This window comes from Limnohabitans sp. Rim8 (assembly GCF_945869175.1).
GTDB lineage: Bacteria > Pseudomonadota > Gammaproteobacteria > Burkholderiales > Burkholderiaceae_C > Limnohabitans_A.
The window spans coordinates 24,137-37,772 of record NZ_CAMBNZ010000003.1 but is presented as its reverse complement, the minus strand read 5'-3'; the positions used below and the strand labels follow the sequence as shown (position 1 = coordinate 37,772).

Sequence of the window (13,636 nt, the reverse complement as noted above, 5' to 3'; positions counted from 1 at the left end):
CCTCAGGAATGAAAGGATTGTATATCAAAAAAGCACTGCCACCCAGCGGCTTGCTGGAAGAAATCGAGGGCAGTGTCCAAGGACACCGCGACGGTCATGGCTTCTTGATCCGAGACAGCGGAGAGTCGGACATTTACCTCTCGCCCAATGAGATGCGTGCTGTTTTGCACCGTGACCGGGTCAAAGTTCGCATCGTGCGCCAGGACCGCAAGGGTCGGCCTGAAGGGCGCATTGTCGAGATCGTTGAACGCCCTGAGCAGCCCATCATTGGTCGCTTGCTGCACGAAGGCGGTCTGTGGTTGGTGGCACCAGAAGACAAACGTTATGGCCAAGACGTGATGATCCCCAAAGGGGCCATCGGCCCGGCCAAGCCTGGCCAAGTGGTGGTGGTCGAGTTGACCGAGCCGCCCGCTTTGTTTGGGCAACCCGTGGGCCGTGTCAAAGAGGTCTTGGGCGAAATTGACGACCCAGGCATGGAGATCGAAATTGCGGTGCGCAAGTACAGCGTGCCACATGAGTTTTCTGCCGCTTGCATCGACCAGGCCAAAGGATTGCCTGACAAGGTGGGTGCCAAGGATCGCAAAGACCGTGTGGATTTGCGCGATGTGCCCTTGGTCACCATCGATGGCGAAGATGCCCGCGATTTTGACGATGCTGTGTATTGTGAACCGGCCAAAGTCGGCCGTGGCAAGGGCTGGCGTTTGCTGGTGGCGATTGCCGATGTGAGTCACTATGTACAGACCGGTACCCCTATTGACATTGATGCCTACGACCGTGCCACCAGTGTCTATTTCCCGCGCCGTGTCATTCCCATGTTGCCTGAGAAGCTGTCGAATGGCCTGTGTTCATTGAATCCTGATGTGGACCGTTTGTGCATGGTCTGCGACATGCTGGTCAACGCCAATGGCGATGTGCATGCCTATCAGTTTTACCCTGCGGTGATGCACAGCCATGCGCGGTTCACTTACACCGAAGTGGCCGCCATATTGGGCAACACGCGCGGGCCCGAAGCCCTCAAACGCAAAGCGCGGGTGACGGACTTGATGAATTTGCAGGATGTTTACAAAGCCTTGTTGGCTTCGCGTGCCGTGCGCGGGGCTGTGGATTTTGAAACCACTGAGACGCAAATCGTCTGCGACGAGAGCGGGCGCATTGAGAAGATCGTGCCACGTGTGCGCAATGAAGCGCACCGCCTGATCGAAGAAGCCATGCTGGCCGCCAACGTCTGCAGTGCTGATTTCATTCAGCAGGGCAAGCACCCCGGTCTGTTCCGTGTGCACGAAGGCCCCACGGCTGAGAAAAAGGACATTTTGCGCAATTACCTCAAGGCCTTGGGCTTGGGAATGAGCATCAGTGACGATCCGCACACCTCGGAATTTCAGAAAATCGCGCAAGCAACCAAGGAACGCCCGGACGCGCAGCAGATCCACACCATGCTGTTGCGCTCCATGCAGCAAGCCATTTACACGCCCGTGAACAGCGGACACTTTGGCTTGGCTTATGAGGCCTACACCCACTTCACCAGCCCGATCCGGCGTTACCCGGATTTGCTGGTGCACCGGGTCATCAAATCGATTTTGCTCGGCCGAAAATACACGCTGCCCAGCTTGCCCGTGCCCGGCGAAGCGCATGCCAAGCTCAGCAAGCGGCTGGAAAAAAGCCGTGCCGCCAAAGGTGACGCGCACGAATCTCAAGCCCCACGCGTGCGCATGTCGGCCGCCGATCAGCGGGCCTGGGAAGCGGCGGGTTTGCATTGCAGCGCGAATGAGCGCCGGGCCGACGAGGCCAGCCGCGATGTGGAGGCTTGGCTCAAGTGCAAGTACATGCGCGAGCATTTGGGTGAGGAATACGGTGGGGTGGTCTCGGCCGCTACCAGTTTCGGCATTTTCGTGACGCTGGACAGCTTGTATGTCGAAGGCTTGGTGCACATCACCGAACTGGGTGGTGAATACTACCGCTTTGATGAGCTGCGCCAAGAGTTGCGCGGGGAGCGCACGGGTATCCGTTATGCCATTGGCAGCCGGGTGCAGGTCCAGGTCAGTCGTGTGGATTTGGATGGCCGCAAAATCGATTTTCGTTTGGTCAATGCGGGCGACGACTTGTTGCCCCGCGCCATGCGGGACAAGGGCTTGTCGGCACCCGTTGAAGGCGGGCGAGGCAAAAAGCAATCGTCGACCGATCGCCGGCTGGCCGATGCTGAGCGCAACCGTTCGCCGATTCAGGCGCTCAAAGCCTCGGTGAAAAAAGCGGCGGCCAAGAAAAAAGGGTCACGCTCGACCAAGCCGCGCCGCTGATTGACCTCAGGCCAGTTGCCGGGCCAAGCGGCTGGCGGTGAGGGCCCAGCCTTGCGGCCAGTCGTCGGCGACTTGGCCATGTTGGGCCACGGCCATGCAAGCGGCCTCAAATGCGCTCGAGCCCTGCGCCATGCGGGCACCGATAAGACCGGCGAGCACATCGCCCGTTCCGCCCATGGCCAAGCGGCCATTGCCTGTGGTGTTGATGCGTGGTGTTTGACCGGGTGCGGCGATCACCGTGCCCGAGCCTTTCAAAACCACGGTGCATTCAAACAGATTGACCAAGTTTTGTGCAGCCTTCAGGCGGTTATTTTGAACTTCGCTGGTGCTGCTGTTCAGCAGGCGCGCGGCTTCCAGGGGATGGGGCGTGATCACGGTGGTGTGTGACTGAGCGCGTTGGCGCAGCAGCCCTTGCAGACGGGGGTCTTGCGACACGGCATTGAGACCGTCCGCGTCCAGCACCAGTTGCTTGGATCGACGCATAACGTCTGGCAATGCGGCTTTCACTGCGCTCCCGCCACCACAGCCGCACACCACCTGCAGATGTTCCAATTCCAAACTTTGCCAATGGCGTTGCATCAGGTCGGGGGGGGCGGTGTCCATCGCTTGCCCCGAAAGCGTGCTCAAGAGAACGCGCCCCGCGCCCGCATGCAAGGCCGCTGAGGCGGCCAATAGAGCAGCGCCGGTCATGCCCATGCCCGCGTCATCCGCTTCTCCGCCGATCACCGCCAGGTCGCCATGGCTGCCTTTGTGGCTGGCGTGGCTTTTGGTTGGGCGCACTGAGCCTTTGTTGAGCCAAGCGACGGGTTGAGGCCCCTCAAGGTCAACAGAGTTGCCCAGGTTGGCCAGCCAGATTTGCCCGCACACATCGCGCCCATGCCCCATGAACAGGCCGGCTTTGGCGGCGATGAAGGTCAGGGTGTGGTCGGCTTTGACGCAGTGAAACTCATGGGTTTGCCCAGACAGTTGGCCCGAGTCGGCATCCAATCCCGTGGGCACATCGACCGCCAGCACTTTTGCACAGGACTGGTTGATGGCTTGAACCCAAGGGACCATGGGGCCTTGCAATGGCCGCGTGCTGCCGATGCCCAAAAGGGCGTCGATGATCAGGTCTTTCGGCCCCAAATTGTTCAGCCCATCGATGGGCATCGTATTGGAAATCGGAACCCCGGCATGGCGTGCGCGTTGCCAAGCGGCTTGGGCGTCAGCAGGCAGCTCCTCGGCTTGTCCGATCAGGCTCACAGCAACCGACTTGCCCCATTGGTGCAGGTGGAAAGCTGCTTCGATTCCGTCACCGCCGTTGTTGCCTGGGCCGGCCGCCACCCAGATGTGTTGTGCATGAGGGGCCACGGCCAAGGCCAACTGGGCCGTGGCCAGTCCCGCTTGCTGCATCAGCGGGTCAAGGCTGCGCGCTTGCAGCAACGTTTCCAATGCCCGAATGCCAGCGCGGTCGTGCACTGGCCATGCACAGTCGGGGTTCAGGCTCTGCAAGGTGTTCATTGGTGTTGCAGCAACGGCTCCAGCAGCAGGGCAAGCTGCAAAATGGTGTCATCGTGCATGGCGGTGTGCCAAGCCATCAAACCCACGGGCATCTCCCCAGGCGCGTGGCAGGGCAAGGAAATGGCACAGCCGTCCAGTGTGTTGATGGCACTGGGATTGCGCAGCAGCAAGGCATTCACTCGGAAAAATTCTGCATCGCGCTCGGTGCCTGGTGCCACAGCACGGATGAGCGGAGACGTGATGGGCGTCGTGGGCGACAACACCGCGTCAAAGCGATGCAAACGTTTTTCCATGCGGCAAATCCAGTCGGTGCGGGTTTTGAGCAACTGGATGTACTCATGAGCCGCCATCTGGGCGCCCCGTTGGATGCGCATCGCCACGCGCGGGTCGTATTGATCGGCATGCTGAGCCAGCAGCTCGCGGTGCCAGGCATGGCTTTCGGCGGGGCTAAATCCTCCTGTGGCCATCATGGGGGCGATGTCGAGCAGTTCGGTCAATGGGATTTCTTCGATATGGGCGCCAGCGGCTCGCAGGTTTTTCAAGCTGCGCTCAAACGCACGGGTGACGCCGCTGTCCATGCCGTCTTGCATCAAGTTTTGAGCCACCGCCAGTCGGTAAGAGGACAGGGGGCGTGTGGATGTGGGCACTTTTCGGGCAGAAAGCACTTCATGGGCCAATACCGCGTCTCTGACCGAGCGGGTCATGGCACACACCGTGTCCAGCGTGGTGGACAAGGGCAAAGCGCCTTGGGTGGGCACCCGCCGAGCGGTGTTTTTGAAACCCACAATGCCGTTCAGGGCGGCGGGGATGCGAATGGAGCCCCCCGTGTCCGAGCCAAGGCCAATGAACGCAGCACCCGTGGCCACCGACACCGCTGCGCCCGAGCTGGAGCCACCGGGCGCATGGGCGGCCAGAGGTGAACCTGCAGGCGTGTCGGTCAAAGCGTCCCAAGCGGCAGGTGTGCCGTGGTGTGGGTTGATGCCCACCCCAGAAAAGGCAAATTCAACCATGTGGGTGCGGCCAATGAAGCCTGCGCCTGCGGCGCGTAACCGTGCGACGGCTGCGGCATCATGCGCCGCTGGCGGCTGGTTTTGCAGCACGATGGACCCTGCGGCGGTGTTTTCTCCCTGCATGTCAAACAAGTCTTTGACCGAGACGGCCAAGCCTGCCAGTGTTTGATGGGGTGCATGGTGGTGAGCTGCGGCGGTTTTCAAGCTTTCGCCAGAAATGCTTCTGAAGACATGCGCACAGGCCGCGCTTTCTGCGATGTCCAGGCAAGCCTGCGCAACCTCCAGAGCCGTTTTTTGGCCGGTGAACAGGGCTTCGCGCGTCGCGGTCAGGTCGGATTTCATGGGAAAACGCCTCGAAAGTAGGGTGTCTGGGTGCTATAATCCTAAGGCTTTGTGTACCGCGAACGGTGTCTTTTGGGAGTCAACTCCAAAAGACCTGTTTCAGGTCAACAAAGTTCATCCGCGAACCCGTCCCGTCAAGGTGTTCCTCTTGCTTCCTCAAGCGAGCCGAATCAGTGGACTGGTTTTAGACACAACCTTTGGAGTATTCACTATGTCCGTTACCATGCGCGAAATGCTGGAAGCCGGTGTCCACTTTGGCCACCAAACCCGTTTCTGGAACCCCAAGATGGCCCCCTTCATCTTCGGTCACCGCAACAAAATTCACATCATCAACCTGGAAAAATCGCTGCCGATGTTCCAGGACGCGATCAAGTTCGCCAAGCAATTGTCGGCCAACCGGGGCACCATTTTGATGGTCGGCACCAAGCGCCAAGCCCGTGAAATGGTGGCTTCAGAAGCTCTGCGCGCCGGTGTGCCTTTCGTCGACCAGCGCTGGTTGGGCGGCATGTTGACCAACTTCAAAACCGTCAAGACCTCGATCAAGCGCCTGAAGGACATGAAAGCTCAGCAAGAAGTGGGTCTCGAAGCCTTAAGCAAAAAAGAGCAACTGATGTTCAAGCGCGAGATGGAAAAGCTCGAAAAAGACATCGGGGGCATCCAGGATATGGCCGCTTTGCCAGATGCCATTTTCGTGATCGACGTTGGTTACCACAAAATTGCCATCTCGGAAGCCAAGAAATTGGGCATTCCATTGATTGGTGTGGTGGACTCCAACCACTCGCCCGAAGGCATTGACTACATCATTCCGGGCAACGACGACTCGGCCAAGGCCGTGGCCTTGTACGCCCGCGGCATCGCTGACGCCATCATCGAAGGGCGCGCCAATGCGGTCAACGATGTGGTCAAAGCCGTCACCGAAGGCGCTGACGAGTTTGTTGAAGAAGAAAACGCTTCTGCCTGAGTTCCCAAGACTCGATGAAAGGGGCTTTGTGGCCCCTTTTTTTTAATTTAACTTTTTGACTGAATACGGAGAAATCAAATGGCTGCAATCACCGCAAGCATGGTCGCTGAACTGCGCGCAAAAACCGACGCCCCCATGATGGAGTGCAAAAAAGCCCTCACGGAAGCAGAAGGCGACATGTCCAAAGCAGAAGAGCTGCTGCGCGTCAAGCTGGGCACCAAGGCCGGCAAGGCTGCCTCTCGCGTGACCGCGGAGGGCGTCGTGACCAGTTTTGTCAACGGCACCACAGGCGCCATGATCGAAGTCAACTGCGAAACCGACTTTGTGACCAAAAATGACAGCTTCTTGGCTTTGGCCAATGCCGCTGCCCAGTTGGTGGCCGAACACAACCCTGCTGACATCGCTGCTTTGGGCGAGTTGCCTTACAGCCAAGACGGTTTTGGCCCCACCCTGGAAGAAGTGCGCAAGGGCCTGATCGGCAAAATCGGTGAAAACATGAGCTTCCGCCGCTTCAAGCGTGCTGCCGGTGGTGCCCAGATCGCCAACTATTTGCACGGTACCCGCATCGGCGTTTTGGTTGAGTTTGCAGGTGACCCCACAGCCGCCAAAGATGTGGCCATGCACGTGGCCGCCATGAAGCCGGTGTCTTTGACCAGCGCTGAAGTGCCTGCCGAGTTGATTGAAAAAGAGCGCTCAGTGGCTGCTGCCAAAGCGGCTGAATCTGGCAAGCCTGCCGACATCGTCACCAAAATGGTCGAAGGTTCTGTTCAAAAGTACCTCAAAGAAGTGTCTTTGTTCAATCAGACTTTCGTGAAAAATGACAAGCAAACCGTTGAGCAAATGCTCAAGGCTGCTGGGACCACCGTGAACGCCTTCACTTTGTACGTGGTGGGCGAAGGCATTGAAAAGAAAGTCGATGACTTCGCAGCCGAAGTGGCTGCTCAGGTGGCAGCGGCTCAAGGCGCAGCCTGAGTCCATTGACCCGTTCAATCGCCATTTCACCTTTCAAATTGACCACCAAGGAGTCCATCATGTCTTCAGCCAAGCCAGCCTTTAAGCGCATTTTGCTCAAGCTGTCCGGCGAGGCCTTGATGGGCGACGATGCTTTTGGCATCAACCGTGCCACCATCGTGCGCATGGCCGAAGAAATCGCTGAGATCAATCGGCTGGGGGTGCAAGTGGCCGTGGTCATTGGTGGCGGCAACATTTTCCGGGGTGTGGCAGGGGGTTCGGTGGGCATGGACCGCGCAACGGCCGATTACATGGGCATGCTGGCCACGGTGATGAACTCCTTGGCCCTGGCGGATGCCTTGGACAAGGCGGGGTTGACGGCGCGTGTGATGTCGGCCATTGGCATCGATCAAGTGGTGGAGCCTTACGTTCGCCCCAAAGCTTTGCAGTACCTGGAAGAGGGTAAAGTGGTGGTTTTCGCGGCGGGCACGGGCAATCCATTTTTCACCACCGACACCGCGGCAGCCTTGCGGGGGGCCGAAATTGGTGCCGAAATGGTACTCAAGGCCACCAAGGTCGATGGTGTTTATTCGGCTGACCCTAAAAAAGACCCCAATGCGACGCGTTACAGCAAAATCAGTTTCGATGAAGCCATTTCGCGCAATCTGGGCATCATGGATGCCACCGCATTTGCTTTGTGCCGCGACCAAAAGTTGCCGATCAAGGTGTTTTCGATCATCAAAAACGGCGCTTTGAAGCGCGTGGTTTTGGGTGAAGACGAAGGCACTTTGGTGCACGCTTGAGAACGTTCTGACGAGGAGAACCCTATGACCATTCCAGACATCAAGAAAAACTGCGAAAACAAGATGGAGCAGTCCATCGCGGCTTTCAAAAACAACCTGACCCGTATCCGCACCGGTCGTGCCAACCCGGCACTGCTCGACACCATCCATGTCGATTATTACGGCTCTTTGGTGCCTTTGTCCCAAGTGGCCAACGTGTCATTGATGGACGCGCGTACCATCAGCGTGCAGCCTTGGGAGAAAAGCATGGCGGCCAAAATTGAAAAAGCCATCCGCGAGAGCGAGTTGGGCTTGAACCCTGCCTCCTTGGGTGAGTTGATCCGTGTGCCCATGCCCGCCATGAGCGAAGAGCGCCGCAAGGAAATGACAAAATTAGCGCGCACCGAGGGTGAAAACGCCAAAATTGCCATTCGCAATTTGCGCCGAGACGCCAATGAATCGGTTAAAAAGTTGGTCAAGGACAAAGAGGCTTCCGAAGACGATCAAAAGCGCGCCGAGGCCGATGTCCAAAAATTGACCGACAAACGCATGACCGAGATTGACCAGTTGGTGACCGCCAAAGAACAAGAGATCATGGCCGTTTGAGTTTGAATTCCCTGCCGTGGCACACCACGGCCTGACAGGCCGCCCCATGGCGGCCTTTTTTTCTGGACTGTCCATGCTCAAACAAAGAGTGATCACCGCGCTGATCTTGCTGGCTCTGTTGCTGCCGGCCTTGTTTACCGTGAACCCATGGCCCTTCATGGTGTTGACGGTGGTGATCATTTCGGCGGGCGCTTGGGAATGGGGGCGCCTGAACGGTGTGTCATCCTCGGTGGCTTGGGCTGGCGCCTTGCTGTGTTTGTTGGCGTGTGCCTTGGCCCATCAAATGGGGTGGGTTCAGTACACGCCCCCGCTGGTGTGGTTGTTTGCAGGGGCTTTTTGGGTCTTGATTGGGGGCTGGATGATCCTGCGCGGCGTGTCGGGTTGGGTGCTTTGGCCGCGCAACCTGCGTTGGTTGGGCGGCCTGTTGTTGCTGTCTTTGGCGTGGGTGGCCATGGCGCAGGCACATCAACGGGGTGTCAATTTCTTGTTGTCCTTGCTGGTCTTGGTGTGGGCCGCCGACGTTTTTGCTTATTTTTTTGGCAAGGCGGTGGGCGGCCGATGGATCAAGACCAAACTGGCGGCCAGCATCAGCCCTGGCAAAAGCTGGGAGGGTGTTTTGGGCGGTATGTTGGGCGTCTTGTTGGTGGCTCTGATTTGGGTCGAACTTGACCGCCGTTGGGGGCTTCTTGATTTGAGCCTTTACTCTTTGTTGTTTGCCAGGGGGGCTTGGGTGGCCTTGCCTGCCTTGCTGTTCCTGTCCGCCATGAGTGTGGTGGGCGATTTGTTGGAATCTTTGGTCAAACGCAGTGCCGGCATGAAAGACAGCTCAGGCTTGTTGCCCGGGCATGGTGGCGTGTTGGACCGGGTGGACGCCTTGCTGCCAACATTGCCTTTGGCCATGATGTTGGTTTTCTGGATTTGATTGGAGATCGCTCATCATGCAAACAAAGCAACGCATCACCATTTTGGGCTCCACGGGTTCCATTGGCCAAAGCACACTGGATGTTTTGGCCCGTCACCCTGATCGGTTTTCTGTGTTCGCCTTGACCGCATCGACCCAAGTGGACTTGATGCTGGCGCAATGTGCGCAGTTCAAGCCCGAAGTCGCCGTGATGGTTCAGGAAGACGCGGCTCGCGCCTTGGCGGACAAAATCAAGGCCGAGGGTTTGAAAACCCAGGTTCGATGGGGGGCTGCTGCTTTGGATGACGTGGCTTGCGCTGACCCGGTGGACGCGGTCATGGCGGCGATTGTGGGTGCGGCAGGTTTATCACCCTGTTTGGCTGCGGCGCGTGCCGGTAAGAAGCTTCTGCTGGCCAACAAAGAGGCTTTGGTGGTGGGCGGTGAGGTCTTTTTGGCTGCGGTGCGCGAAGGCGCAGCCGTGCTCTTGCCCATTGACAGTGAACACTCGGCCATTTTCCAGTCGCTGCCCGAGGACCCTGCCACATGGTCACGTCGGGTCGAAAAAATCATTTTGACGGCTTCGGGTGGTCCGTTTCGGGGGCGTGATCCCGCGACGCTGAAAGAGGTCACGCCCGAGCAGGCCTGCGCGCATCCGAATTGGGTGATGGGGCGGAAAATTTCGGTCGACTCGGCCACCATGATGAACAAAGCCTTAGAGGTCATCGAGGCGCGTTATCTTTTTGGCCTGGAGCCGGACCAACTGGAGGTGGTGATTCACCCTCAAAGCGTGATCCATTCCATGGTGCAGTACAAAGACCACTCCGTCGTGGCCCAACTGGGTACGCCCGATATGCGGGTGCCCATCGCCTACGGCCTGAGTTGGCCCGAGCGCATGGTGTCGGGTGCAGCGGCCTTGGACTTTCATGCATTGGCCGCCATGACGTTTGAATCGATGGATGACCACGGTCATCCCGAGCGATTTCCGGGTCTGCGCTTGGCGTGGGCCACCTTGAAAGGCGCACCCGGCAGTTGTGCGGTGCTCAATGCCGCCAACGAAATCGCGGTAGAGGCATTTTTAAATCGTCAAATCAGGTTCGATCAAATCCACCAAGTCAATGAAGCGACATTGAGCGCTGTCAGTGCGGTGCGCCCCCAAAATTTGGCCGACTTGCTCGACATGGACCGCCGCAGCCGTGAGGCCGCCAAGCAGCGGGTGCTGGCATTGGGGTGAAGGATTTGGAGCGGCAAGACGCTCAAGCATGCCAGCCTTTGACGCCCTTGCGAGGTGTATTATCTTGGATTGTTTCAAGGTGACCGGTTTGACCCCGGTAGCCTCTGGCGAATTTGCTGTGTTGAACGAGCAAATTTCGGCAAGCAGCTGGTTTTTTTCAACAGGTCAATGGTGACTTTCCTTAGTACTTTAGCCATTGATCTCCAAATGGTTGTTCCATGAATCTTTTTGACATTCGACCACGCCTCCAACCTGCTGCACTGACGCTGGCGGCGACCTTGTTGGCCTGCTTGCCCACTTGGGCGGTGGAGCCTTTCACGGTGCGTGACATCCGTGTGGAGGGTTTGCAGCGGATTGAATCCGGCACTGTTTTCGCCTCCTTGCCACTGCGGGTGGGCGATCAGTATTCGGATGAAAAAGGGGCCGCTGCAATTCGTGCCTTGTTTGCTTTGGGCTTGTTCAAAGATGTGCGCTTGGAAACACAGGGTGACATCTTGGTGGTGGTGGTCGAAGAGCGTCCATCGGTGGCCGTGGTGGAGTTCATTGGCCTCAAAGAGTTTGACAAAGATGTCCTGATCAAAGCGCTCAAAGATGTGGGTTTGGCCGAAGGCAGGCCCTACGACAAAGCCTTGGCCGATAAAGCCGAGCAAGAACTCAAGCGCCAGTACATCAATCGCAGCCTTTATGGTGCCGAAGTGGTGAGCACGGCCACGCCGGTTGATCGCAACCGTGTGAATTTGAGTTTCACCATCACAGAAGGTGGGCCCGCCAAGATCAAGCAAATCCAGATCGTAGGCAACAAGGTATTTTCTGAGTCCGATTTGCGAGACCAATTCAGTTTGGACACAGGTGGCTGGATGAGCTGGTACACCAAGTCGGACCGGTATGCCCGCACCAAGCTCAATGCCGATTTGGAGGCGTTGCGTTCTTACTATCTCTCCCGAGGGTTCTTGGAGTTTAGGATTGACTCGACGCAGGTGGCCATTTCTCCAGACAAGCAGGAAATGGCGATCACGATCAATGTGACCGAGGGCGAGCGGTTTGTGGTCTCGGGTGTCAAGTTGGAAGGCAACTTCCTGAACAAAGACGATGAGTTCAAGGCTTTGGTCAAGATTGCCATTGGCAAGCCCTACAACGCCGAGACGGTGGCAGAGACCTCCAAAGCCTTCACGGATTACTTTGGCACATTCGGTTTTGCTTTTGCCCGCGTGGAGGTCAAACCTGAAATTGACCGTTCAAGCAACCGTGTGCAATTCGTCTTGCAAGCAGAGCCATCACGCCGTGCTTATGTCCGGCGCATTTTGATCGCTGGAAACAACCGCACACGCGATGAGGTGATTCGGCGCGAGTTTCGCCAGTTTGAAGCCGCTTGGTACGACGGTGACAAGATCCGTTTGTCACGTGACCGAGTAGACCGTTTGGGCTTTTTCACCTCAGTGAACGTGGAAACGGTTGAAATTCCTGGTGCGCCCGACCAAGTTGACTTGGCTTTCACGGTGACTGAAAAGCCAACGGGCAGCATTTCTTTGGGCGCTGGGTTTTCGTCCACCGAAAAAGTGACCTTGAGCTTCGGTATCCGTCAGGAAAACGCCTTCGGTTCGGGGAACTATTTGGCGGTTGAAGTCAATACCAGCAAATACAACCGCAATCTGGTCTTGAGCACAACCGACCCCTATTTCACCCAAAACGGCATCTCCAGAACATTGGACATCTTTCACCGGACGACCCGCCCTTATCTGACCACCGATTTGAGCAGTTACAGCTTGGTCAACACCGGTGCAGGGATTCGTTTTGGCGTGCCCGTCACCGAAAACGACACGGTCTTTTTAGGCATGAATGCGGAACAGACCACCATTGACAAAGGCACGGCTGGCAATTTGCCATATGAATACAACCAATATGGACAACTTTTCGGTTTTAAAAGTACCGCATTCCCACTCACTTTGGGTTGGGCCAGGGATGGTCGAGACAGTGCTTTGGTGCCGTCAAAAGGCAGTTTTCAGCGTTTCAACGCGGACCTGAGCTTGGCCGGCGATGTGCGTTATGTACGAACCAGCTACCAGCACCAGTACTATTACCCCTTGAGCAACAAATATACGCTGGCACTGAATGCCGATTTGGGTTGGGGCCAAGGCTTGAATGGTCAAACATACCCGCTGTTCAAGAATTTCTATGTGGGCGGTTTGGGCAGTGTTCGGGGTTTTGAACAATCTACACTTGGCCCTGCTTCGCAAACAGCAGGCATCTACATTGGCGGTTCTAAAAAGATCGTCCTGAACGCCGAGTTCATCGTGCCCTTCCCAGGAGCGGGCAATGATAAAACTTTGCGGTTGTTCGGATTTACCGATGTGGGCCGCGCGTTTGGTGATGCTGAAAGGGTGTCACTGTCTGAATTGCGTGCATCAGCCGGTATCGGCCTGAGCTGGATTTCACCGATGGGCCCCTTGCGCTTCTCTTATGCCACGCCTGTCCATCAACAGACTGGCGATAAAATCCAGAAACTCCAATTCCAGATCGGAACCTCTTTCTAATGAAAACGATTCGCAAGAACCTTCTCGTCGCGCTGCTGGCGGGTGCATCGGCTTTGACGGGCTGGGCGCAAGCGCAAGATTTCAAAGTTGGCATCGTCAACACCGACCGTATATTGCGTGACTCCAATGTCGCCAAAGCGGCTCAAGGCAAGCTCGAATCTGAATTTTTAAAACGCGAAAAAGACCTGAACGATGCGATCAATGGGTTCAAGGTCGCGGCTGAAAAATTTGAGCGGGATGCGCCGACTTTGTCAGAATCTCAACGCGTCACCAAGCAAAAGCAGTTGGTTGAACAAGACCGTGATTTGAAGCGGCGTCAGCGCGAATTTCAAGAAGATTTGAGTGCCCGCAAGAACGAAGAGAACCAAATGCTGTTTGAAAAAGCAGGCCGTGCCGTCAAGCAAGTGGCTGAGTCTGAAAGATACGACTTGATCTTGCAAGATGCGGCTTACTTCAATCCCAAGCACGACATCACTGAAAAAGTCATCAAGGTGCTCAACGCCTCGGTGAGCAAATAACAGGCTTGA

11 protein-coding genes are annotated in these 13,636 nt (G+C 56.9%); 9 read left to right on the top strand and 2 right to left on the bottom strand.

Annotated elements, in window-relative coordinates:
- The first annotated feature begins 8 nt into the window (after positions 1-8).
- On the top strand, positions 9-2,294 hold the full coding sequence (gene rnr, locus Q0O19_RS00900; protein WP_295519085.1) for a ribonuclease R: 2,286 nt from the start codon (positions 9-11) through the stop codon (positions 2,292-2,294).
- A gap of 6 nt (positions 2,295-2,300) precedes the next feature.
- On the opposite strand, the gene Q0O19_RS00895 is transcribed toward rnr, so the two are convergent.
- Complete coding sequence (locus tag Q0O19_RS00895; RefSeq protein WP_295519082.1) at positions 2,301-3,794, bottom strand: NAD(P)H-hydrate dehydratase; 1,494 nt, start codon at positions 3,792-3,794, stop codon at positions 2,301-2,303.
- The gene (locus Q0O19_RS00890; RefSeq protein WP_295519080.1) at positions 3,791-5,146 is read right to left on the bottom strand and encodes an amidase; all 1,356 of its coding nucleotides are present in this window, start codon (positions 5,144-5,146) and stop codon (positions 3,791-3,793) included. Before Q0O19_RS00890 ends, Q0O19_RS00895 begins: the two co-directional genes overlap by 4 nt.
- A 211-nt stretch (positions 5,147-5,357) precedes the next feature.
- Between Q0O19_RS00890 and rpsB the strand changes: the two genes are divergently transcribed.
- From rpsB to Q0O19_RS00850, 8 genes are all read left to right on the top strand, one after another.
- Positions 5,358-6,107, top strand: coding sequence for a 30S ribosomal protein S2 (rpsB, locus tag Q0O19_RS00885; RefSeq protein WP_295519077.1), 750 nt, complete (start codon positions 5,358-5,360; stop codon positions 6,105-6,107).
- Between the two features lie 78 nt (positions 6,108-6,185).
- Positions 6,186-7,079: a translation elongation factor Ts gene (gene tsf, locus Q0O19_RS00880; RefSeq protein WP_295519074.1), complete on the top strand. Its 894-nt coding sequence runs from the start codon at positions 6,186-6,188 to the stop codon at positions 7,077-7,079.
- Between the two features lie 59 nt (positions 7,080-7,138).
- Positions 7,139-7,861: a UMP kinase gene (gene pyrH / locus Q0O19_RS00875; RefSeq protein WP_295519072.1), complete on the top strand. Its 723-nt coding sequence runs from the start codon at positions 7,139-7,141 to the stop codon at positions 7,859-7,861.
- 24 nt (positions 7,862-7,885) lie between these two features.
- Entirely contained in the window at positions 7,886-8,446 is a 561-nt protein-coding gene (gene frr, locus Q0O19_RS00870; RefSeq protein ID WP_295519069.1) for a ribosome recycling factor, read from the top strand.
- Positions 8,447-8,519: 73 nt separating this feature from the next.
- Positions 8,520-9,368 (top strand): phosphatidate cytidylyltransferase, encoded by an 849-nt coding sequence (locus Q0O19_RS00865; protein WP_295519066.1) that lies wholly within the window; start codon positions 8,520-8,522, stop codon positions 9,366-9,368.
- 16 nt (positions 9,369-9,384) lie between these two features.
- Positions 9,385-10,578 (top strand): 1-deoxy-D-xylulose-5-phosphate reductoisomerase, encoded by a 1,194-nt coding sequence (ispC, locus tag Q0O19_RS00860; protein ID WP_295519063.1) that lies wholly within the window; start codon positions 9,385-9,387, stop codon positions 10,576-10,578.
- A gap of 218 nt (positions 10,579-10,796) precedes the next feature.
- Complete coding sequence (bamA, locus tag Q0O19_RS00855; RefSeq protein ID WP_295519060.1) at positions 10,797-13,109, top strand: outer membrane protein assembly factor BamA; 2,313 nt, start codon at positions 10,797-10,799, stop codon at positions 13,107-13,109.
- The gene (locus Q0O19_RS00850) at positions 13,109-13,627 is read left to right on the top strand and encodes an OmpH family outer membrane protein (protein ID WP_295519057.1); all 519 of its coding nucleotides are present in this window, start codon (positions 13,109-13,111) and stop codon (positions 13,625-13,627) included. The genes bamA and Q0O19_RS00850 overlap by 1 nt, the downstream gene beginning before the upstream one ends.
- Positions 13,628-13,636 lie beyond the last annotated feature (9 nt).